This is a genomic window from Methylovirgula sp., from assembly GCF_037200945.1.
Lineage (GTDB): Bacteria > Pseudomonadota > Alphaproteobacteria > Rhizobiales > Beijerinckiaceae > Methylovirgula.
The window spans coordinates 1,500,697-1,523,165 of the sequence record NZ_JBBCGP010000001.1 but is presented as its reverse complement, the minus strand read 5'-3'; the positions used below and the strand labels follow the sequence as shown (position 1 = coordinate 1,523,165).

General features: G+C 57.5%; 22 protein-coding genes. 8 read left to right on the top strand and 14 right to left on the bottom strand.

What is annotated here, in order from left to right; all coding sequences use genetic code 11:
- Nucleotides 1-116: 116 nt before the first annotated feature.
- The 6 genes from WDN02_RS07445 to WDN02_RS07420 form a co-directional block, all read right to left on the bottom strand.
- On the bottom strand, nucleotides 117-464 hold the full coding sequence (locus tag WDN02_RS07445) for a ferredoxin family protein (protein ID WP_337292882.1): 348 nt from the start codon (nucleotides 462-464) through the stop codon (nucleotides 117-119).
- Nucleotides 464-2,104: an FAD-binding protein gene (locus WDN02_RS07440; RefSeq protein ID WP_337292881.1), complete on the bottom strand. Its 1,641-nt coding sequence runs from the start codon at nucleotides 2,102-2,104 to the stop codon at nucleotides 464-466. Before WDN02_RS07440 ends, WDN02_RS07445 begins: the two co-directional genes overlap by 1 nt.
- A 186-nt stretch (nucleotides 2,105-2,290) precedes the next feature.
- On the bottom strand, nucleotides 2,291-3,274 hold the full coding sequence (locus tag WDN02_RS07435; RefSeq protein ID WP_337292880.1) for an NADPH-dependent oxidoreductase: 984 nt from the start codon (nucleotides 3,272-3,274) through the stop codon (nucleotides 2,291-2,293).
- Nucleotides 3,199-4,158 (bottom strand): aldo/keto reductase, encoded by a 960-nt coding sequence (locus WDN02_RS07430; protein ID WP_337292879.1) that lies wholly within the window; start codon nucleotides 4,156-4,158, stop codon nucleotides 3,199-3,201. The genes WDN02_RS07435 and WDN02_RS07430 overlap by 76 nt, the downstream gene beginning before the upstream one ends.
- 163 nt (nucleotides 4,159-4,321) lie before the next feature.
- Nucleotides 4,322-4,816 (bottom strand): IS5 family transposase, encoded by a 495-nt coding sequence (locus WDN02_RS07425; protein WP_337294889.1) that lies wholly within the window; start codon nucleotides 4,814-4,816, stop codon nucleotides 4,322-4,324.
- Nucleotides 4,708-5,076: a transposase gene (locus WDN02_RS07420; RefSeq protein ID WP_337292878.1), complete on the bottom strand. Its 369-nt coding sequence runs from the start codon at nucleotides 5,074-5,076 to the stop codon at nucleotides 4,708-4,710. Before WDN02_RS07420 ends, WDN02_RS07425 begins: the two co-directional genes overlap by 109 nt.
- Nucleotides 5,077-5,198: 122 nt before the next feature.
- Between WDN02_RS07420 and WDN02_RS07415 the strand changes: the two genes are divergently transcribed.
- Entirely contained in the window at nucleotides 5,199-5,441 is a 243-nt protein-coding gene (locus tag WDN02_RS07415) for a hypothetical protein (protein ID WP_337292877.1), read from the top strand.
- A gap of 254 nt (nucleotides 5,442-5,695) precedes the next feature.
- Here the strand turns inward: WDN02_RS07415 and WDN02_RS07410 are convergent, their stop codons facing one another.
- Nucleotides 5,696-5,950, bottom strand: coding sequence for a hypothetical protein (locus WDN02_RS07410; RefSeq protein ID WP_337292876.1), 255 nt, complete (start codon nucleotides 5,948-5,950; stop codon nucleotides 5,696-5,698).
- 207 nt (nucleotides 5,951-6,157) lie between these two features.
- On the opposite strand from WDN02_RS07410, the gene WDN02_RS07405 reads away from it, so the two are divergent.
- Nucleotides 6,158-7,192 carry an IS110 family transposase gene (locus tag WDN02_RS07405; protein ID WP_337292223.1) on the top strand — a complete coding sequence of 345 codons (1,035 nt, stop codon included), beginning with the start codon at nucleotides 6,158-6,160 and terminating at the stop codon, nucleotides 7,190-7,192.
- Nucleotides 7,193-7,550: 358 nt separating this feature from the next.
- On the opposite strand, the gene WDN02_RS07400 is transcribed toward WDN02_RS07405, so the two are convergent.
- Together WDN02_RS07400 and WDN02_RS07395 are read right to left on the bottom strand one after the other, a co-directional pair.
- Nucleotides 7,551-9,050 (bottom strand): glycosyltransferase, encoded by a 1,500-nt coding sequence (locus WDN02_RS07400; protein WP_337292875.1) that lies wholly within the window; start codon nucleotides 9,048-9,050, stop codon nucleotides 7,551-7,553.
- A 19-nt stretch (nucleotides 9,051-9,069) separates the two neighbouring features.
- Nucleotides 9,070-9,765: a cytochrome b gene (locus WDN02_RS07395; RefSeq protein WP_337294888.1), complete on the bottom strand. Its 696-nt coding sequence runs from the start codon at nucleotides 9,763-9,765 to the stop codon at nucleotides 9,070-9,072.
- 350 nt (nucleotides 9,766-10,115) lie between these two features.
- Between WDN02_RS07395 and WDN02_RS07390 the strand changes: the two genes are divergently transcribed.
- On the top strand, nucleotides 10,116-10,769 hold the full coding sequence (locus WDN02_RS07390; RefSeq protein ID WP_337292874.1) for a hypothetical protein: 654 nt from the start codon (nucleotides 10,116-10,118) through the stop codon (nucleotides 10,767-10,769).
- A 95-nt stretch (nucleotides 10,770-10,864) separates the two neighbouring features.
- Here the strand turns inward: WDN02_RS07390 and WDN02_RS07385 are convergent, their stop codons facing one another.
- Nucleotides 10,865-11,467: a TetR/AcrR family transcriptional regulator gene (locus WDN02_RS07385; protein WP_337292873.1), complete on the bottom strand. Its 603-nt coding sequence runs from the start codon at nucleotides 11,465-11,467 to the stop codon at nucleotides 10,865-10,867.
- 104 nt (nucleotides 11,468-11,571) lie between these two features.
- Here WDN02_RS07385 and WDN02_RS07380 point away from each other — a divergent pair, with 104 nt between their 5' ends.
- From WDN02_RS07380 to WDN02_RS07360, 5 genes are all read left to right on the top strand, one after another.
- The gene (locus WDN02_RS07380) at nucleotides 11,572-12,309 is read left to right on the top strand and encodes a 3-oxoacyl-ACP reductase family protein (RefSeq protein ID WP_337292872.1); all 738 of its coding nucleotides are present in this window, start codon (nucleotides 11,572-11,574) and stop codon (nucleotides 12,307-12,309) included.
- Entirely contained in the window at nucleotides 12,290-13,639 is a 1,350-nt protein-coding gene (locus WDN02_RS07375) for an efflux RND transporter periplasmic adaptor subunit (RefSeq protein ID WP_337292871.1), read from the top strand. Before WDN02_RS07380 ends, WDN02_RS07375 begins: the two co-directional genes overlap by 20 nt.
- A gap of 5 nt (nucleotides 13,640-13,644) precedes the next feature.
- On the top strand, nucleotides 13,645-16,827 hold the full coding sequence (locus WDN02_RS07370; RefSeq protein WP_337292870.1) for a multidrug efflux RND transporter permease subunit: 3,183 nt from the start codon (nucleotides 13,645-13,647) through the stop codon (nucleotides 16,825-16,827).
- A 210-nt stretch (nucleotides 16,828-17,037) separates the two neighbouring features.
- Entirely contained in the window at nucleotides 17,038-18,060 is a 1,023-nt protein-coding gene (locus WDN02_RS07365) for an LLM class flavin-dependent oxidoreductase (RefSeq protein WP_337294887.1), read from the top strand.
- A 110-nt stretch (nucleotides 18,061-18,170) separates the two neighbouring features.
- A complete protein-coding gene (locus tag WDN02_RS07360; RefSeq protein ID WP_337292869.1) occupies nucleotides 18,171-18,779 on the top strand; it encodes an alpha/beta hydrolase in 609 nt (202 codons plus the stop codon).
- Nucleotides 18,780-19,231: 452 nt separating this feature from the next.
- Here the strand turns inward: WDN02_RS07360 and WDN02_RS07355 are convergent, their stop codons facing one another.
- From WDN02_RS07355 to WDN02_RS07340, 4 genes are read right to left on the bottom strand one after another with little or no spacing between them, the layout of a single operon-like run.
- Complete coding sequence (locus WDN02_RS07355) at nucleotides 19,232-19,834, bottom strand: MarR family transcriptional regulator (protein WP_337292868.1); 603 nt, start codon at nucleotides 19,832-19,834, stop codon at nucleotides 19,232-19,234.
- Between the two features lie 45 nt (nucleotides 19,835-19,879).
- Complete coding sequence (locus WDN02_RS07350) at nucleotides 19,880-20,632, bottom strand: ABC transporter permease (RefSeq protein ID WP_337292867.1); 753 nt, start codon at nucleotides 20,630-20,632, stop codon at nucleotides 19,880-19,882.
- 3 nt (nucleotides 20,633-20,635) lie between these two features.
- Nucleotides 20,636-21,466 (bottom strand): ABC transporter ATP-binding protein, encoded by an 831-nt coding sequence (locus WDN02_RS07345; RefSeq protein ID WP_337292866.1) that lies wholly within the window; start codon nucleotides 21,464-21,466, stop codon nucleotides 20,636-20,638.
- Entirely contained in the window at nucleotides 21,463-22,431 is a 969-nt protein-coding gene (locus WDN02_RS07340) for an ABC transporter substrate-binding protein (RefSeq protein WP_337292865.1), read from the bottom strand. Before WDN02_RS07340 ends, WDN02_RS07345 begins: the two co-directional genes overlap by 4 nt.
- Between the last annotated feature and the right edge of the window lie 38 nt (nucleotides 22,432-22,469).

Sequence of the window (22,469 nt, the reverse complement as noted above, 5' to 3'; positions counted from 1 at the left end):
GAAGGTCGCGAGCGGCCGCACTTTGGTCGGACCTTTAGATTGCGCGAGGCACGCGAAAAATTAAGATTGGCAAACCACGCCTGCCAGCAAATAGCGGCTCAAGGTCTATCGAAATCTTATGCGTTAGCGCGAAAAGGCCCGCGGAGCGTACGAAGCAGGTGGGCGGTATCCTGATCGCTGTTGTTGCTTCGACCAGCTCCCCACCCCAGGATGCGCCTGTATTCGCCCAAACTTCCATTTTCTGCCAATTGTTCTTCCGGCACCGCAACCGCCCGGTCGGATTCCGGTGAAACGTAAAGTGCGTCGGCTGGGCAATAGGCTTCGCAGATGAAGCAGGTCTGGCAGTCACTTTGACGGGCGATGACGGGGATGTCTCCCGCAACGCGATCGAAGACGTTGGTTGGACAGATTTTGACGCAAATGTCGCAACCAATGCAACGGCTTTTACTGAGCAAGGTGATCATTACGCCACCGCTGAATGAGAATAATCAGGAATATTTTCTACGGGCTCGCGGCGGATCCAGATTTCATCCAGACCGCCGGTGACCTGATAGTGACGCTGGGCAGGATCTGTGTGCGGAAAGTCCGTCCGGCGATTAAGGCTGCGGGTTTCGCGGCGCTCAAGTCCGGCTCGATATGTCCAGCGCCCCGCGGCGACAAGCGCGGCGGCTGTCCGGGAGCGTTCAATGCTGCGCGGATCATCGACTCGCGGAGTGCAACGCACCTCGCGCCACAAACTATCAAGCTTCTGCAGAGACGTTATGAGGCCAACGCCCGTGCGGAAATAGTTCTTATCGAGCGGGAACAATTCGTCTTGCACCCCCTTGATGATGGCGTCGCTGTCGAATTTCTGTTTGCCCTCGGCCGGCCGCAGCCCCACCTGCCCCGTCGCGCGGAGCGGCCGGTCGGACGCATCGCTTCTCAAGGCGAGTGCGAAGCGCGCGGCACCCGCGCCTGCCCAGCGACCGCTCGAGATGGCCCACGCTGCGTTGGGACCACCGCCGCCGGAGGCGGCGCCTGCCAGAAACTCGCGTGTGGCTGCGTCGCCGGCGGCATAAAGGCCCGGTACTGACGCGGCGCAATCGTCGCTCGTCAACCGGACCCCGCCCACACCGCGCACTGTTCCTTCCAGCACCAGGGTGACCGGAAAGCGCTGGGTGTAGGGATCGATACCGGCCTTGCGTAATGGCAAGAAGGCGATGAAGTGAGATTTCTCGATCACTGCTCTAATGTCGGGCGTAGCCTTGTCGAGACGCGCGAAGACCGGGCCTTTTAGCAAAGCAGTAGCCAGGAAATCATCTCTGCGTCGGCCGCCTTCGATCCCGCCCAGGTCGTTGCCGTCAGCATCGGTATAGGTCGCCCAAGCATAGGGTACACCGCGGGTCGCAGTGGCATTGACGGCCGAAGAAATGGCGTACTGCGCACTGAACTCCATGCTGGAAAGTTCTGCGCCTGCTTCCACGGCCATCAAGGATGCATCGCCCGTATTGACGTTGCACCCGAGCGCGTTGCTCAAGAACGAACAGCCGCCGGTCGCGAGCACCACCGCACCGGCGCGTACGCTATAGCGACGATTTTCCTGCCGCTGGAGGCCGCGAGCACCAGCAACAACACCGTCTCGATCGACCAGCAGTTCCAGGGCGGGGCTTTGGTCAAGAATTCGGACCCCTAAAGCAAGGAGGCGTCGGCGTATGACGCGCATATATTCTGGGCCGTAAAAGCTCTTGCGGGCCGGCTCTCCGTTTTCACGAGGGAATTTATAGCCCCATTCGTCTAATAATGGCATTGACTGCCAGGTGCATTCGAGCACCCGTTCAATCCAGCGTGGATTTCCAAGGCCGTTTCCCTGGCGATAACGCTGGATCAGCACTTCCGGCCGTTCCGCTGGAGGGACCGTCAGCACACCGTTGCCGCTAGCCGCCGCGGCGCCGCTGCTGCCCAAATATCCTTTATCGACCACGACCACCTTTGCGCCGGAGGTGGCTGCAGACCAGGCTGCCCAAGCCGCCGCGGGACCGCCACCGATCACCAATACATCGGTGGAAAGCGTCAGATCGCAGTCATCCTCCGGCGCAAATCCCATATCCCACGTTGTTGCTGCCATCGTCATCTCTCAGAAATCAGACTAAAGGACCCGCAGAGCTACCGAGCGGAGCGAATGCGCATCGATCCTCACTGTCTCGCTGGATCTCTTGCTTTTCTTATGAAGAGCCATGGTAGGCCAGCAGGCGCCGCGACCGGACAAGCGCCAAACGCATACTGAATCTCCGAGCGGCGATTCCGGCACAACTCACTTCAATCCGAAGCCCAAAGCTGCCAGAGCATCTCGCAGGCGGTCGCGACCATGCAGCCCCGGCGCATCCTTGATGCGGTTGAGCGCTTGCTCGCTCCAAGCCTTCACCGGTATGTGCTGCTCTTGCTGAAAATTTTTGATGGTTTCATCGTACGCTGCGATAGCGGCGCGCTGCGGCTCGTCCCAAACGTATCGCTCACGAAACAGCACCGCCTGCTGCGGCAGCCGCGGTTTTACACCAGTCGGCACACCGGGATCCGGATGACCAACAACAAGTCCAAAAAGCGGGAAGACGTGAGCAGGCAATCCAAGCTCTTTGGCCACTTCGGCCGGTTTATTACGGATGGCGCCGATGTAGACAGTCCCGAGGCCGAGAGACTCCGCCGCGACGACAGCGTTCTGCGCGGCGAGCGATGTATCAACGGCACCTACTAAAAAGCTCTCGATGTAATCGAGTCCCTCGGCCAAGAGGCCGCGTTCATTGGCGAGCGCGTTGAGGCGGGCAAGATCGAGCAGCCAAACGAGGAACAACGGCGCGCGAATAATGTGTTTTTGATCGTTGGCTAGCGCGGCGAGCCGCGCCTTGCGATCCTTGTCCTCAACCCCGACGACGCTCCAGGCCTGAAGATTGGAGGAGGAAGACGCGGACTGCGCGGCCGTCACCAACACCTCGAGTGTTCCTTCCGGCAAACGATCTGGAAGATAGGCCCGCACCGAGCGGTGCGAAAATAAAAGATCAAGCGTCTCGTTGCCTCGCTCGGGGAAGGCGAAATTTTCCAGGCCGTAACGTTGCCCGGCACGATTTCGAGTCGCTTCCAACGCGTTTCGATCTCCTGGTTCGCGTTTCGCTGATGAAACACTCATGCTCTGTCCTTGCTTGCAGTTCTGATTACGGGAAGCGTGGGCTACGCTGCTTTTTCGAAGCAGTTGGAAATGCCTATTTGATCGAGCTCCGTGATATCCTCGGGTGACAACTTCCAATCGAGCGATCTCACATTGGCGATCACTTGTTCGCGGCTTGAGGCGCCGGCGATGACGCTTGCGACAATCGGCTGAGCGGCCAACCATGCCAGGGCAAGATCGGCAACCGTCTTGCCTCGTACTGCCGCGAAACTCGTGAGGCGATCGAGAATGTCGAAATTGCCGTCGTTGAGAAAGCGTGTCGCATTGCGCTGAAGGCGGGCAAAGCGCGAGCCTTCTGGCAAGGGGGTATTGCGCTTATATTTGCCAGTCAAAAAGCCGCCTGCTAACGGCAAATACGGCAAGAGGCCGATACCGTTAGCCCGCAGCGCCGGCAAAAGTTCTTTCTCGACGGAACGATCAAGAAGACTGTAATTGTTTTGCGACGAAATGATCGGCTCTAGGCCGGCGACCTTGGTCTTCCACTGCGCGTCGACCACTTGCCAAGCCGGAAAGTTTGAAAGACCGATATAGCGGACCTTGCCGGTGTGAACGAGATCGTCGAGGGCGCGCAATGTCTCGTCGATCGGCGTGTCGGGGTCCGGAAAATGGTATTGATAGAGATCGATCCACTCCGTCTTCAAACGCGTCAGACTCGCCTCGACAGACTGGATAATATGTCGGCGCGACGCGTTGCCCTTATGTTTGGCAGGATCCATCGAGCGTCCGAATTTGGTCGCAAGGATCACATCTTTCCGATGCGCGCCGAGCACATCGCCCAGAATCGATTCCGAACTACCGCGACCATAGACATCGGCCGTATCGATGAAAGTTATGCCATTGTCGAGCGCCGCATGGATAATTTCTTTCGCGACATCGTTCGACGCCCTGTCACCAAAATTATTGGCGCCAAGGCCCGCCAAGGAGACTTTAAGCCCCGACGCGCCAACATAACGCTCTGTCATTCGTGCCCCCTTCGCTTCCCCGAGGTCCGGCGGATAAGAGCCATAATCATCGAAGAGCTTAAACTCTACCAAATTTATAGGGAATAGCAAATGATCTTGGCCCATGACACGACGCCATACGTAATGGGACCGTAGGTAGTGCCTTAGGGTCAGGACTCATTGATTAGAGCCAGAAGATGACGGCGGCTGCGATACAGATGGCAGACATGAATGTATGGGCGCATCGGTCGTATCGGGTGTGGATGCGTCGCCAGTCCTTGAGCCTGCCGAACATGTTCTCGATCTTGTGCCGTTGACGATAGAGCTCGCGGTCATGTTCGATCGGCTTTTTTCGGTTTGACTTCGATGGGATGCAGGCCACGATGCCGCGTTCGCCAAGAGCCCGGCGAAACCAGTCGGCATCATAGCCCTTGTCAGCGAGCAACTGCTTCGCGGACGGTAGAGCATCGATCATCAGGGCCGCGCCCCTATAATCGCTCATCTGGCCTTCGCTGAGCAGCATGATGACGGGGCGCCCCTGACCATCGCATACGGCGTGCAGCTTGGAGTTCAGGCCGCCCTTCGTGCGGCCGATACGTCGGGGAACAGACCCTTTTTTAAAAGGCTGGCGGCGGTGCGATGCGCTTTCAGATGCGTCGCATCGATCATCAGACGAGATGGCTTGCCGGCCTTGCGTGCCAGTTCGGCGAAGATCTTGTTGAACACGCCGAGGCGGCTCCAACGCACAAACCGATTGTAGATCGTCTTGTGCGGACCATAGCCGGGCGGCGCATCGCGCCAGCGCAGACCGTTTCTGATGACGAAGACGATGCCACTGATCACCCGCCGATCGTCAACCCTCGCAATCCCGTGCGACAATGGAAAATACGGTTCGATCCGGCGCATCTGCGCCTCCGACAGCAACAACAAATCAGCCATGGCGATGCCTCCCGACATCCCCATTGAATCAATCCGCTAACCCTCACGCAACAATTTAATGGGTCCTGAGCCTAGTTAGAAATCGAACTGATTTTCTCCCCAGAAAAAGGAGCGCACCCTTAATGTCAGCCCAACCAATTGACCATGATGACATTTGCAAGGTCGCGCGCGAACTCACCAAGGAATACAGTCTCACCCCTGAATTCTCGATCGTGATCGCGCGCTGCGCCAAGGAGCCGACGATTCACGTCATGACCATTATTGGCTACGAAAGAATGATGCCGAAACTGCCCACAACTTACAAAGGCTGCATCATCGAACAAAGCAAATCTGACAGGCCGATCATGAGCCCGGCGTATAGATAAGAACACAAGATTAGAATTGACCCGACAAAGGCCTTCAACAAACGGATGGAGCATGGCCATACCGGAAGAAAGCACCTGCAGCGCCGACACCCTAACACCGCCAGTCAGAGAAAAATCAAGTTGTCACCATAACTTACGCTTGATAATCCGCTTTTTATCTCGCCCCGCTCACGCTACCAATTCCGCCAAGACCAGATTATACTGACTCTAAAAGGAAGACCCATGCCTGACGACCAACCCGAAGATATTGTCCTTCACCTCTTGCGCGACATCCGTGAACGGATAGAGCCAATGGCAACGAAGAACGACATCGCCGACTTGCGCTCTGATCTTAACTCGGGGCTTGTCAATGTCGCCGCCGATTTTAATGAGCTGCGCAAAGACCTCTCCGACCAGATCATCGGATTGCGCCGCGCCGTCGTGGAATAGTCATCGGCCACGGCAATATCATCGCCGAACTTGAGGCGCGCGTTAGACGCATGGAACAGCACCTCGGCCTCGATGGCCACTGAGATCACACACATCCAGAGCTTAAAAACCGCCCGGCCAGATCCCTCTGCCGGGCCTTTCTTGCACGCACCTGTCAGGCAGATTTCAAACTGAGATGACGTAATGGGCCGGCGCACTGGCTCTAGCCGGTAGGGGTGGCAGTCCCCGATACTGATGATGTGTAGATCAACGGGGTCCTTACGGCCCCAAACAGTATGAGGACTGCCATGGAGTATTATGCCGGGATCGACGTTTCGTTGGAACAGAGCAGCGTGTGTATTGTGGACGAGAAAGGCCAGATCATCCGGGAGGCGAAGGTCTCGAGCGAGCCGGCTGCGCTGGCGGCGCTGTTTGCAGGCTTGGCTTTTCCTGTAATCCGGATCGGGCTTGAGGCGGGTCCGCTGTCGCAGTGGCTGCACGCGGGGTTGACGGATGCCGGTTACGAAGTGGTCTTGCTGGAAACCCGGCACGTCAAGGCGGCCCTTTCGGCAATGACGGTGAAGACCGACCGGAAGGATGCCCGCGGCATTGCCCAGCTGCTGCGCATGGGCTGGTTTCGTTCAGTGCATCGCAAGTCGCTGCCGGCGCAGGAAACGCGGGTCCTGCTAACGGCGCGCAAGCTGCTGCTCGGCAAGATGATCGACATTGAGGTCGCGATCCGCGGCCTGTTGCGGGGCTTCGGTTTGAAGGTTGGTCTGGCGAGCAGGTTGGGATTCGCCGGCCGAGTGCATGAGCTGATCGCTGGCCAGGCGATGCTGGAAAGCGTCATTGAGCCACTGTTGCGGTGCCGGGAAGCGCTGCGGACGGAGTTCGCCAAGCTACACCGCCAACTGCTGGCGATCGTGCGGCAGGACGGGATATGTCGGCGGTTGATGACGGCACCGGGCGTTGGGCCGGTGGTGGCGCTGACCTTTACTTCGGCGATCGACGATCCTGCGCGGTTCAAATCATCGCGTGCCGTCGGCGCTCATTTCGGCCTGACGCCGCGGAAATACCAGTCGGGCGAGACGGACGTGAGCGGCGGTATCACCAAGGCTGGCGACGCTATGGTGCGTGCTACCCTTTATGAAGCCGCCCTGGTCCTGCTGTTCAAGGCGCGGCCATCGTCGCTGAAAGCCTGGGGGATGATGGTCGCCCGCCGGCGAGGCGCCAAGCGGGCGCTGGTGGCTGTGGCCCGCAAGCTGGCCACTGTCCTGCATCGCATGTGGGTCGATGGCAGCGAGTTCCACTGGAACCGGGAGGAAGGCGCCGCTTCGGCATGAAGTCGTAATGTTGTTGATGAATTGAACAGTCCGTAAGGACGTTCTCCGAGGTCCCTTCGCCGGGACGCGGAAGGTCGGAAAACCGTGTAGTGCCTTGCGCTTCGAGCGCGCAACTGAGATCGGCTCCGACTTTCCATCTGATGTCATCTTGTGGCGGCAAGACGCCGACCACGGACGGAAGCGTGATACCGGCGGATGGATAAACGAGGATTGACACCCAAAGGCCCATTACGGAAGGCACTACCGGACCGTAAGCAGACTGGTAGCTTTGAGCGATTTGCACTATGGAGCGGCGACCGCCCCTCATACGGTCGATAAGAAGCTTTCGCTCACAAGAAGCAATCAGATCGTCCCTCGCTCACTGAGGCGTCTCGTTCCATCGGCCGCCCCGGAGAAACGTCAGCCAGCCGAGCGCCGCACCTGTGTGTCGCATCACTTGGTACGTAAAAGGCTCAATAAAAGAGGCCAGAATGCTGACCGTTACCCTGGCTGAGCTCGCGGGATCGACCCATCGGCGATAAAGATGAATCGACCAGAGTCCAAATGCGAAATCGATCGCGATCTTTGCAATGATCCACGCGCCGATCGGGAAAAGCAGGTGCAGGTGTCCGGTGGCAACGTAGAATGGCAGAAGTCCCAAGGCGATCAGGCCATAGATGGGTTGAAGCGTATCAAGTGCTTTTACCGGCAACATTATGAGTCCAACGCGTCCGTAGCGCGGATTCCCAACCATGCCGCGATATAACAATTGAGTCTGAAGAAAACCGCCAAACCAACGACGACGCTGCTGGAGAAAGGTTGTGATCGTGCTTGGAGCTTCGGTCGTCGCTTTCGCGCCAGCGACGACGGTCGTTGTCCAGCGCTGCCCATGATCCGCGCCAAAGCGGCGAAGGCGATGAATCAGTTCATAGTCTTCTACCAAGCAGTCGGGATCAAATCCGCCAACCGTTAGAACCGCGTCTCGCCGAAAACCGGCGCAAGCACCAGAAATCAACAGCAGGGAATCGGTACGCGCCCATGCGTACCGCGCCAAAAAATTGCGGATATATTCGTATGTTTGAAACCATTGGTAGAAGCGGCCTGAAAGAGTTTCACTGCAGACCGGCGTGAGAACGCCAGTGGCAGCGACCAGCGACGGATCAAGCGCGAACGCGACTTTTATTGCCCGTGCAGCGCTGACGTCTAGAAAGGTATCCCCATCTACCGTCACAACCAGATCGGTATCGACCGATACCAAGGCAGCATTCAGCGCGCGCGCCTTTCCAGCGTGCGGCAACCTCAGCCACTGGAGCGTGGGATACAGAGCGCTAGGCCCACTCATCGAACCAAGTTGAGGCATGGAAAGCCCAAACTCGCCTCCGAGAATATCGGCTGTCCCATCGTCAGAACCATCGTCGACGATAAGAATCGTCTCGATCGGATCCAATTGCGCAAGCAACGACCGGATCATTCTCCCCACATTCAATTCTTCATTGTAGCACGCAACGAGCACTGAAAGTGTCGGCATCGGACGGGTGGGAGAAGGCAATGCCTTCCGCTTGATAAGTGGAAGTGTCATTACGAAAACAAAGGCGGTCAGCAGAGTGTCGTACGAGATATAAATCAAGCCAGCGGACCAAGAGAAAAGGCCATGCGGATTAAAAGCGCGAAAAAGAAGAATGAAAAAGAATGCGAGCACCGCGCCATGAATAATGAAGCTTGGCCACGGCGTCGTCGACGGCAATCGACGCGGAGAGGTCTTGGCGAAGGCAATATCTAAATCGACAAGATGACGTTGCAGCTCATTGTCGCTGCCGCGAAGATGTGGATTCGCAAGAGCCCGAGATCGTGACCAGGGATCGTACAGACGAAGGGCCATTATGATTCCATCTTGGAAATTACCGGCGCCTCGGGGGGATCATGCGCTGCAGTTCAGCCTCGCCATCCCAAAACTGATGCTTGAGTGCGCCGACGATGTGGAGCGCCAACAGGAGGTAGAGCGCGTAATTCAGATAAACGTGGATATTGAAGAGGATCGTGTGGAGACGTTCCTTTGTGGTTGGCTCGATGTTTTGAATCCAGCTTATCCGCGGCCATGGGATGATACCGTACAGAAAGACTGGATGTGTTGCCGCCTCTTTCCAAGCGGAATCGTGCAGCCATCCGGAGACCGGTATCGCAAAAATTAGGACATAAAGCATCCAGTGTACCGAATGCGCGGCCAATTGCTCGAAGGGTGAGTAACTGGTGGGCAGCAGTGGCGGCTTGTGCATTAAACGCCACAGAATGCGAAGAATCGCCAAGCCGAGCACGGTGATGCCAACGGATTTATGAAGATCAACGAATTGACGCACATATTCATCCGGCACGTAATTCGCGCCGAAACCGAGCACAACGTTCACCAGGATCAATGCTGCAATCACCCAATGCAAGACGATGGCAGTTGAAGAGTATGTGAACGCTTGGGATTTCTGTTCTCTAGATCCCAAGAAATGCCTCGCAGTCGTGACCGAACACTTTTCGCCGACACCGATTGTCATCCTTGAGCGACATTCGCGGCTGGTTCGTCCGTTGGAAATAACTTGCGTCGTCATCGATGCCAAATGAATTTTAAGTCAGGCTGGATCGCAGCACCTTCCCATCACTGCGAGCCCAGAATGATCGTCAGTGTCTGCTTTCGGCAAACGTCTTTCGTTTCATCAATGCTCAGGAGGGGCACTAAGTTGCCATTGGTCGATTCGGACTCGATGCCATCAAAAGCGGTCTTTTGCCATCCATCGGTAAACTGCGATCAAAAGGACCTAGCGCCGCCCGCGATCGCTGCTCCGGATTGCAGAACGCGCGCGGTTGTTTCTGTCTCTGTGGAACGCTTCGCGGAGAGGATTGATAATCCCTGCGCGGCAACCGATGGTGGCGGGATTACTGAGGAATCGCGAGGGCGAGAATGAAGCGCCGGGACAAACAAAAACTCCGAGACTTCATCGACCGCGTTAAAGCCATCAAGTGGCCGAAGATAAAGGCGGCAAACAAATCGGAACAACGTTTCATCGCAACGGTGCTGGACGCGGTCAATATATTGGAACTCGAAATTATCTGCGGCAACGTACTCCCCGAGTTACCGGAAGATTCGGCCACCTATCTGCCGACTGCCCCAGACGTCGAACTCAATTTGCAGATCATCAAAAAGAACCTCTATCCACTGGTCGAGATTTTAAGGGACCTCGAACCGAAAAAACACAAGGCCGCCCTGAAACATATGCGAAACCTTCTCGATGCGGTCGGCTACTCTTGGCGAATAGTGCCGCGAGACGACGCTGCGAAAGAGCGCGACGAAAGTTGGCAACGGCGCCGCTCAGCTAAGGAATTAGAGGCCCGCGGAGCGCTTGTGGCGATAGTCTCGAATCTCGCTGGGAATAGAAGGCCGGTGCACCCTTACGAATGGATCGAACAGAAGCTCAAGACGATCAACAAGAAACTTACGGGGATGGGCCATACTCCGCTCATCACGAATTTTGCCGATGCCGAAGGTGTGCGAAATGCCAGCGATGTGGTCCACCGTATCCTGACGGACCTTCCCGAGAATTCATCGCGGTCGTAAGAGCAGAGACCCTGGTCGGTCCGCTCTTTAAGCTTGGCTGGCCCTTGCCCAGCGCTTGAGCGCTCTGCGTCGTCGGACGGAACCGATCTCGGATTCTAGTCTGCGGCGTCGGTCGGCCAAGCCATCATCGCCGCCTCGGCTATGCCTTTCAACTCAGCCCGGGTCGCGCCGTCACGAGCCTGGATGGCCATCCCCTGGAAAATGCCAAGAAAAAACCGGCTCAGCCGATCAATATCGGCGGACGCTGGCAACTCGCCTTCCGCGACGGCGTCCTCCAGCCGCGACCGAAACATCCGTAGACTTTCGAGCCGCGCCTTTCTGACATCCTCGGCGATCGAGGCCGGCCATTCGTCGCTGACTGCGCCTAGCATCGCCATGCAGCCGGCCGGCGTCGTTTTGGATTCAGGAAAGCTTTCAGCTGCCGCCAGCAGAAAGCTTCGCACCCCAGCGCGGGCGGTGGGGGCCTCGGTGAGCTTGTTCCAGAGCGGCGACCCACAGGTACAGAGATATCGCGCAACTGCTTCCCGATACAGCGTCTCCTTGCAACCAAAGGCCGCGTAGAGACTCGGCGAACCGATGCCCATTGCGGCGCATAGGTCCTTCATCGATGTCGTCGCAAATCCTTTGCGCCAAAACAGGTGCATGGCCGCGTCCAACGCTGCCTCGCGATCAAACTCGCGCGGCCGACCGATAACCACGGTCACCTCCTTATTTCTGTAACGCGGAAGACATAATTGGATTGACGGCCCCGTTCAAACAGCTAAAGACTTATATGTCGATCGACACAAAAAGGAAATTGAAAATGACGCTCACAGGAAAACGGGCCCTGGTCACGGGCGCGAGCCGAGGGATCGGGGCAGCGATCGCCAAGGCGCTGGCTGCCGAAGGCGCGGATGTGGCGATCACCTACGAGAAATCCGCCGATCGCGCCGCTGAGGTCGTGCGCGCCATCCAACCGCAGGGTCGGCGCGCCGTTGCGATCCAAGCCGATAGCGCAGATGCCGCCGCCGTGCTGGCCTCGGTCGAGAAGACGGTCGCTGAGCTTGGCGGTCTCGACATCCTGGTTAACAATGCAGGCATCCTTCGAATCTCGAAACTAAAGGACATTTCGCTCGACGACATCAACGCGATTCTGGATGTCAATGTCCGTGCGCCGATTGTCGCCAGCAAGGCGGCCATTCCCCATCTCGGCAAAGGCGGTCGTGTCATCTCCATCGGAAGTTTCTTCGCAGACCGCGTGCCCTCCCCTGTACTCGGCGTTTACGCGGCATCGAAATCCGCGCTGGTCGGCTTCACTAAGGGGCTTGCCCGGGAAGTCGGTCCGCAGGGGATCACAGTCAACCTGGTGCAGCCCGGCTCCATCGACACCGACATGAACCCGGCTGACGGCCCGTTTGCGGAGACGCTCCGGCAAATGACTGCGTTCGGTCGCTATGGTACAGTCGACGACATCGCCGATGCCGTGGCGTTCCTTGCGAGCCCAAAGGCACAATACATCACCGGGACGACGTTGACGGTCGATGGCGGCGCGATCGCTTAAATTGCAAAACACCGGGCGCCCCCGAAGCGTCCGGCCGTGTTCCTGCGGCGAAGAAGCTGCGATGAAGATTGAGAGACATGCCGTGGACGAAATTAGCAGCCGAGTAGGCATCCAAAAGTCGGCCAAACCAACGTCACGGCGGACACGAAATATAATATGGATTGTTGCAGCCGCGACGCTTTTGCTCATTTTGGCTGTGGGATCTAGCCATTTCTTCCTGCACGACGGTCAGGCTGGCCCGCAGGATGCCGGCGCCCAATCACTCCCACAAGTCATCGTCAGCACACCCCTCGAACGGCAAATCGACAAAGAGCTGACTTTCCTCGGACAATTCTCGGCCGTTGATCGTGTCGAACTTCGAGCGCAGGTCGGCGGCATATTGACCGGAATTTATTTCAAGGATGGCGCTATAGTTCGTAAAGGCGATCTGCTCTTCACCATCGATACGGTGCCTTATGCAATTAAGCTCGCGCAGGCCCAGGCGCAGCTGAAAAGCGCAAATGCACAATTAGTGTTGGCGAATCAAGAGTTGACACGCGCGCAAGCGCTCGCCACCCGATCATTTGGTACCGTCGAGAGCGTGGATCAACGCACCTCGGATCTGCAAGGCGCCGTGGCGGCGATCGATGCCGCTAAAGCTGCTGTTCGCGACGCCCAATTTGATTTTGATCATTGCCGGATTACAGCGCCATTCACGGGGCGCATCGGCACACATCTCGTTTCGATTGGAAATCTTATCGCAGGCAGCCGGGCCGCGACGAGCCCAACCACGCTCCTCGCGACGCTTGTCTCTCTCGATCCGATCCACCTGGACTTCGATATGAGTGAATCGGACTACGAGACATTTTCGCGTTATCGCGCGCAAGCCGGCGGTGGCCTGGGAAATCGGATAAAGATTGCCCTTAACGACGACGACCATTTCAGTCGAGAAGGCGTCCTTGATTTCGTAGATAATGAGCTCGATCACTCAAGCGGGACAATTCACGCGCGAGCAACGATCCAAGACCCCAAATTCGACCTGACGCCCGGCGCGTTCGCTCGCGTACGGGTCACCGCGTCGCCCCCGAGGCCGGTTTTGATGCTGCCGGATGCGGCCGTCTTACCCGATCAATCGAGCTACGTTGTCTTGACGGTCAGCGCAGACGGCACAGTTATTCCGAAGGCGGTACAGGCCGGTGATTTACGAGGCGGTCTTCGTGTCATTTCCTCGGGTCTATCACCAGACGCAAAGGTGATCATCGACGGCCTTCTCTACGCAGCGCCGGGAAGCAAGGTCAGTCCGAAGAATGGCACGATTCGATATTCATCAACCAACCAAGACGTGGACTGACGCCGATGCGATTAAGCCACTTCTTCATCGATCGTCCGCGATTTGCGGTTGTTCTCAGCATTTTCATAACGCTTCTCGGCCTTGGCGCTCTCGCCGTTTTGCCAGTGGCGCAATATCCTGAAGTCGTCCCGCCGACGGTGCAGATCACCGCCTCATTGCCGGGTGCGTCCGCAGATACAGTGGCGCGCACGGTCGCGACGCCCCTCGAACAAGAGATAAATGGCGTCGAAAACATGCTCTATATGAGCAGCCAGTCGACCGGAGATGGCAATCTCACCATCACGGTGACTTTCCGGATCGGAACAGACCTCAACGTCGCGCAAATGCTCACGCAAAACCGTGTGCAGGACGCGCTGCCTCGTCTCCCGGTTGATGTACAAAGCCTCGGCGTACAAGTTCGAAAATCTACGCCGAGCATTCTTCTCGCGGTTCACCTTTTTTCGCCGGATAAGTCGCGAGACACGCTCTACCTTTCGAATTATCTCACCCTTCACGTGAAGGACGAATTGGCGCGTCTTCAGGGCGTTGGTGACGTCCAGTTTCAAGGCGGCCGTGAATATGCAATGCGGATCTGGCTGGATCCCGACAAGGTCGCCGCACACGACTTGAGCGCCTCTCAGGTTCTGGATGCACTCCGAGCTCAAAATCTGCAAGTTGCCGCCGGCGTGCTCAATCGGCCGCCGGTTCCGGTTCCCAGCGCCGCGGCCTACCAGATCGGCGTGGAAGCGCGTGGAAGACTGGCGACGCCCGAGGAATTTGGCGACATCGTCATAAAGTCAGATGGTGCGGGCCGTGTGACGCGCGTGCGCGACGTCGGGCGCGTCGAGGTGGGCGCCGCGGACTACGGAAGCAGCGCGTTTGTAGATCATTACTACGGACTTCCCCTGCTCATTTTCGCGGAGCCGGGAGCAAATTCGCTCGCGGTCGACAAAGAAGTCGTCTCGACGATGCGCGAATTGAGTAAAGCGTTTCCCCCAGGCGTCGCCTACACCATCGTCTACGATCCGACGATTTTCATCTCGAAGTCCATACACGAAGTCATCGTTACGATCTTTGTCGCGATCCTGCTGGTGGTCGGCGTCGTCTTTGTCTTCCTCCAAACCTGGCGGGCGACGATCATTCCCGTGATCGCTATTCCCGTCTCCTTGTTGGGGGCATTCGGTGTCTTGTTGCTGTTTGGAATATCGATCAACAATCTGTCCTTATTTGGCCTCGTGCTTGCCGTTGGCATTGTTGTCGACGACGCGATCGTCGTCGTAGAGAATGTCGAACGGAACCTGGAATTGGGCATGTCGCCGTCAGCGGCAGCGCATCGCACCATGGACGAAGTCGGCGGCGCACTTATCGCCATTGCGCTCACTTTATGCGCCGTCTTTGTGCCTGCCGCCTTTCTATCTGGAATCACCGGTCTTTTCTTTCGTCAATTCGCGGTGACGATCGCCGCCTCGACGGTGATTTCCTGCTTTGTCTCCCTCACCTTGAGCCCGGCGCTTTGCGCAATTCTGCTCAAAGCGCATGGCGCTGACACGTCGCACGGGCCAGTGGGAAACGTTATTTCCTGGGCCTTCGGATTGTTTAACCGGGGATTCGAGACACTTTCGGCATCTTACGGCCGCCTTACAGCCCGCCTTGTTCGAACTCTGAGTGTGGTTCTGATTGTGTATGTCGGTCTGATTGGCCTTGCCGCTCTTGAGTTCGCACGAACGCCGACGGGATTCATTCCGGAGCAAGACCAGGGCTATCTGATCACAATCATACAACTTCCGCCTGGCGCAGCCCTGTCTCGAACCGAGGCAGTGGTCCGGCAGGCCAACGACATCATCCTGTCGACGAAAGGCATCGAGCACGACGCCCCGTTTGTGGGGCTCGACGCCACGACCTCAACCGTCGCGCCAAACACCGCGACGATTTTTTCGGGGCTTCCTTCGCTTTATAATCACGATCTGGAAGGTGTTACCGCGGATTCCGTGCTGGCTGATCTCAGGAGACGGCTTTCCGTCATCAAAGATGCGTATGTGCTGACAATATCGCCTCCACCAGTTCAAGGTCTCGGGAGCTCTGGCGGCTTCAAGCTTATGTTGGAGGACAGGGCGGGTCTTGGTCCTCAAGCCTTGGTGGGCGCGGCAAAAGCTCTTGTCGCAGCGGCCAACAAGGATCCTGATTTTGCCGGTGTCTTCACGCTGTTTAACGCCGCGTCTCCGTCCACGTTCGCCGATATCGATCGGGAAAAGGCTGAGAAACTCAGCCTGACTCCGACCGACATCTTCTCCACGCTTCAGGTTTATCTTGGCTCCCAATACGTCAACGACTTCAATTATCTCGGTCGTACTTACGAGGTCATTGCCCAGGCCGATGGACGATATCGGCGGACGACGGAAGATCTTGCAAATCTTAAGGCCCGCAATTCTCTTGGGCAGATGGTGCCGATCGGCAGCGTTGCGCAGTTGAAACACACGACGATCCCCTACAGGGTTCCGCGCTACAATCTATATCCCGCAGCAGAGGTGCAAGGCGTCGGCGCCCCAGGCATCGCCTCCGGAACGGCTTTGCTGCGCATGGAAGAATTGGCGCACAAGGTTCTTCCAAACGGGATCGACTTTGAGTGGACTGAATTGGCGTTCCAGCAGGAAGAGCGGGGAACGCCAACTTTGTTGGTGTTTGGCGCCGCCGCGTTGTTTGTTTTTCTGGTCCTGGTTGCACAATACGAAAGTTGGAAGCTGCCTTTGGCCGTCGTCCTCATCGTGCCGATGTGCCTCCTCGCGTCGGTCACGGGACTTCTCGCTCGTGGATTGCCGATCGATATCCTGGCGCAGATCGGCTTTGTGGTTTTGGTGGGTTTGGCCGCTAAAAATGCAATCCTGATCGTCGAGTTCGCCCGCCAAAAGGAACACGAGGGTGCGAGCGCTGGCGATGCCGCCGTGCATGCGGCTCGCACACGGTTGCGACCCATCTTGATGACGTCGTTCGCGTTCATACTCGGTGTCGCGCCGCTGGCTGTCGCGACCGGGGCAGGCGCGGAAATGCGCCGTTCGCTCGGAACTGCAGTTCTCTTTGGCATGTTAGGCGTGACCGGATTTGGGCTGCTGTTCACGCCCGCCTTTTACACTTTCATTCGCAACCTAGGCAGAGGCCGGTCGACAATCTCGAGCGCCAACGTCGTCGGACGTGAGCATCCGGAGACATTATGATAGGAGACAGAGAACGTCGCTCTCAACGTCGAGACCGGAAAGATCGCCTAGTAATACAAGGCACCGCGGCCCCTGATCGACGGAGTGCTGGCAACGGCCGGCGACCTCGTATTCATAGGCGAAGACGATGGCTGGTTTGATGCTTTCAAAGCAACGGCCGGCGAGCGCATTTGGCGCTATAATCTCGGTGCCATGCCAGGCTGTGCTACCGTGAAAAAGATCGGCTTTCTTTCGTTTGGCCATTGGACGCCCTCACCGCAGTCGCAGACACGCTCGGCAGCTGACGCGCTCCTGCAATCCATTGACCTGGCTATCGCAGCTGAAGAACTGGGAGCGGATGGCGCCTATTTCCGCGTCCATCACTTCGCGCGCCAACTCGCTTCGCCCTTTCCGCTTCTGGCGGCCGTAGGCGCGAAGACCAAAAGCATCGAGATCGGCACGGCGGTCATCGACATGCGCTATGAAAACCCGCTTTACATGGCCGAGGATGCGAGCGCGGCCGACCTCATCGCCGGCGGCCGCTTGCAACTGGGGATCAGCCGAGGTTCACCCGAGCAGGTGATCGATGGGTGGCGCCATTTTGGGTACAGCCCGGCCGAGGGCGAGAGTGACGCCGACATGGGCCGACGCCACGCGGAGGTGTTTCTTGACGTGCTGCGCGGCGCCGGATTCGCGAAGCCGAATCCACGGCCGATGTTTCCAAATCCGCCGGGCCTGCTGCGCCCTGAGCCATATGCAGAGGGGCTACGCGACCGGATCTGGTGGGGTGCTGGCTCCAACGCCACGGCGATTTGGGCGGCGAAGGTCGGGATGAACCTGCAAAGCTCGACTCTTAAAGACGACGAGACCGGAGAGCCATTTCACATCCAACAGGCCGCCCAGATCCGGGCTTTCCGCACGGCCTGGAAGGAGGCCGGTCACGCGCGCGATCCGCGTGTCTCGGTCAGCCGCAGTATCTTTGCGCTGGTGGACGATCGTGATCGTACCTATTTCGGTCGCGGAGCCGAGGGAGAGGACCAAGTGGGCTTTATCGATGAGAAGACGCGCGCGATCTTCGGTCGTAGCTATGCTGCCGAACCGGACGTCCTCGTTGAGCAACTCAGGAAAGACGAAGCGATCGCCGAGGCTGACACGCTGCTCCTGACGGTCCCGAACCAGTTGGGCCTCGCCTACAACGCACATGTCATCGAGGCAATCCTCACCCATGTCGCGCCCGCCCTCGGTTGGCGCTGACGTCCACGCGGGTAGCCCCCCACCGACATGACACCGCGCGCACGACAGCGTCCTGCTCGCTTCATAAACGAAGAACTGCCAGCAGGGCGACCGCTTCGGAGCGTCACGCAATGGCCAAGGGATGGCTGGTGTATGGATACAAAGCGGCCGGCAGTAATGGCCGAAGCAGGCAGGTTTATTTTTCCCAGTTTAAAAGCCGCAATCGGACGGTCTTCTGGCGATGCAAACCCTTCTGGCACGCGCGGCTGCAATGGTATCATTGGTTCCAGGCAACCAGACGTGGCGCACAGGCTGTGCGCGACGACGCCAAGGGGTTCGCCCATATTATGTGGGAGACTTGGTCACCGCCGGGTTGGTTCGACGAAACCGACTTCGATCGGGTGGCGGAATCGTCCGAGAATCCAGACTGGGTCGATGTGACTCTGCACAGCTACCGTTCTCGCTGGGACGAATCCGAACCAGATCCAATCAGCAAATGGCTTGACGATAAGATCAAGGCAACCAAAACGATCGCGCTATCGACGGTTTATTTTCAGGGCGAATTGGACGGGGTCAATCCACCCAAGACGAGCGAGCAGATTGCTGAAAAGTTCACCGGCCCGTTCGAGCGAATAGTTCTGCCCGGGGTCGGCCATTTTCCAACGCACGAAGCGCCCGCGGAGGTTGCGGCGCGATTGCCGCAGCACTTCGCAGGAAATAATGCGCGGGCATCAGAATAGCCCGCTTTCAATCATGCCAGTAGCTCAACCAGAATGACCGCCTCGGAAAAAACAAGTAGCATGAGACGGCTGACAGGGGCGCAAAGGCGCCAGTGGCGACAGCGGTTCGCTTAGGCGGTAGCGGGTGACAAGCCGGCATTCGACAGGCGCTCGACTCCCGCGTCTCGGAAGACTCTGCAGGCAATTGCATTTGCGACTTTGAAATCCTGCGGGCTAGAATTGCGTACCGCGCGCAGCCGAAGGGAATGCACCGCTTTGCCCAACCCGACAGTTCAGCCAGTCGTCGCGCCATTGACAAGGGCCGCGATCTTCCTCGTTTTAAATATCAATCAGGGAAGCGCCGCGGGAAGCGGAAGAAGCGCAAAACAGGAAGTTTAGGCACCGTCCGCTCGCACGGCACGTCAAACAATATCCTCTATCTCGTCTTTGTTTCGTGATTGAATCGCCAGAGGTTACGCCGACTCTTGTCCATCGTCGCCATGTGCGAATTGCTGAATTGACACGTCGGAGTTTGAGCTATCGATGGCATCCGCAAAGCGGATGAGCTCTTCAACAAGCTGTTTCTGAGACGCCGGACCTAATAGCTTCATACGATCCCATTGCGCTTCGAAGACTATTGGAATTGCCTGATTGATGACCGCTTCGCCGGCAGCGGTAAGTTGAATCCGCACCGTACGGCGATCGTTCGGCTCGGGAAGCCTGGCAATATAGTGAAGCGTTTCGAGCTTGTTGATACGACTGTTGAGGCCGGCGCCGCTGAGGAGCAGGTGTTTAGTTAGTTCCTTAGGGGTCAGGCAGTAAGGAGCACCCGCGCGGCGGAGTGCCGTCAACACGTCAAACGTTCCGCGCACCAGATTATAAGGGGCAAGAACTTCGTCGATGAAGGCGGTAGACTGGATATGGATACGGCCGATCAGGCCGTAGATACGGACGGGAATGGGATCTATGTCCGGTCGCTCCGTCTGCCATTGTAGAAAAATCTCGTCAACACGCTCACGAGCCGCGCTATCCGTCACAATCCGGCGACCTTTCCTGTCGCGGCGAGTTTCTATCATCTTAGATCATCTCATGGCTTGTGCCTGGAGACCGGCGCCTATCTGTCAGACGGACCAGGTCACGACGCGCTTCTCCAGAAATTCGACCACATAGAAGAGTGACACACTAAGCAAGGTTAAGGCTATAATGGCCGCAAAGGCGACGGGCGTTTGCGACTGCGATGTAGACGTCACGATAAGATAGCCAAGACCGCTTTGCGCCGAGACGAATTCGGCAATGACGGCCCCAATCACGGCGAACGTTATCGCGACTTTGCACCCGGTGAACAGAGCGGGCATCGCAGCAGGAAGCCGCAGTCGGCGTAGCACCAGATGCGGAGGGGCGCCCATTGAACGCATCAAATCGAGCATGGCTTTGGGCACATTTTCGAGACCCGCTACAACGTTGATGAGGATCGGAAAGAAACAAACGAGCACGACAATGATGATCTTCGGCCATTCGGAGAAGCCGAGCCATAGCGTAACGAGCGGCGCAAGGGCGACCTTTGGAATCGACTGCAGGCCAAGCAGAAGCGGATAGATGATCTTTCGCACAAGCGGATTGAAAACAATTAGCCCGGCAAGCGACAACGACAGCGCCAAGGCCAGAAGGAACCCGAACACAGTCTCACGGAGTGTCACAAGCGAATTGACCGCAAGTTCCGGCGCCCACTGCACCGCCGCGGTGGCGATCTCCGAGGGTGCAGGCAGAAGCCATGACGGTATAGCGAGGACATGACAGATCACTTCCCAGGCGATCAGGCAGAGCAGATAGATGCCCGGTGTCAGTAGATTGCCGGCGAGTGAACGGGGTTTCATACGTCAATCTTTCTGACGGTCGAAGATAAGTTCGCGGATCTGCTGCTTTATTTCCTGAAAGCGCGGCAGCGCGGAGGTGCCAACGGAACGGGGACGCTGCAGATCGACCGCGATGTCGGCGATGAAGCGGCCGGGTCTGGGCGACATGACCAGAACACGGTCGCTGAGCAGAATCGCTTCTTCGATATCATGGGTGATCATGAACGCGGTTCGGCCAAGTCTCTCCCAGAGCCGGGACAATTCGAGCGAGAGTTCTTCACGCGTAAGCGCGTCGAGCGCACCGAACGGTTCGTCAAGCAGCAGGAAGCGGGGCTCAGACAGCACGGCACGGCAGAAGGCGGCACGCTGCTTCATCCCTCCGGACAGCATCTCCGGGCGATGATGCGCGAAATCCCTGAGGCCCGTCATATCGAGAAGCTGCCAGGCTCTTTTCTCTGCATGGTCTTTCGGCAGATTTAATATCTCCGCGGGCAGCATGACGTTCTGCAAAACTGTGGCCCATGGAAACAGCACATGTTCCTGGAAAATGATGCCGACTTCATACGATGGCGCGGTCAACGGCAGACCATAACGCTTGAGTTCGCCGCTTGCCTCTTCAAGCCCTGCAATGACACGCAGCAGAGTGGACTTGCCGCATCCAGAAGGTCCTATGACGGAAACGAATTCACCAGGCCGAATCGTCAGATCAACGGGGCCGAGGGCATGCACGTCGCGACCCGATTTGTCCCGGTAGTTCTTGATCACGCCGTTAAGCTGTATGACCGGAACGTATTCCGTTCCCGCATCTGCATTACGCGAGCCCCGAATGAGACGGCCCTCGATCGCGTCGGTCATTCAACGAATCCGGCAACGAATACGTCCTTCGGAGCGACGGGATGCCTCATCTTGAAGTACTTGCTGATGATGTCGACGGTTTCCTTTGCACGGACGGGGTCAATCTTGCCGAGCGGCATACCTTTGACGGTCGCGAGATCCTTTACCATTTTGGTCTCTTGTTCAATGACCGCTGGGTCGATCTGTTTCTGATACTTGTTCATGATGCGCGCGGCCTCAGCCGGATCGGCGAATGCGTCCTTCATGCCTTTGATTGTCGCTCTCACAAATGCCTTGAGCATTCCCGGGTTTTTGGAAATCGTGTCCTCGCCGGCAATGATGCCGTTGCCATAGAAGTTCAGGCCGACATCCTTGAGAGCGAGCGCCCTGACACCTTCAGGGGCTGTTGCCTTTTCAATCAGCGCTTGGCCAACGATAAACTGGCCGATGCCGTCTGCTCGCTTCAGAGCAAGAATAGAGCTAAGCGCGGAACTGTCTGCCGTAACCCAGTGGACTTTGCTCGCGTCAATTCCGGTAGCCTCTGCATAGGCCGGGAAAAGCAGACGCAGTGAACTGGATGCTGTGTCGGCAAGTGTCTTACCTTCCAAATCCTTCGGCGACTTGATGCCACTATCGGCGAGGACGAATATCGCCTGCGCCGGGACCGTGTAAACGACCGCGATCATCTTCACCGGAACCTTGTCGTTTCCTCGTGCCAGAACGAGGGATCCGGCATCGGCAAAGCCGATCATCGCGGCGCCCGAAGCAACGTTCTTGATCGCATCGACCGATCCCTGACCACGGAAGATATGAACGTCCAGCCCCTCCTGCTTATAATAGCCTTTGTCCAGGGCGACGTAGAAATAGGAATGACGACCATTAAAGCCGAAATCGGTGATGAAATTCACCTCGGCCGCCTTCGCCATCGATGCAAGCGGACAAAGAAAGGCCAGTAAGGCGAGGAAGCAACCCAAGCGCATTTTCATTTCTTCACTCCGGAAAAGCGACTCTGCCGCTAAGACGA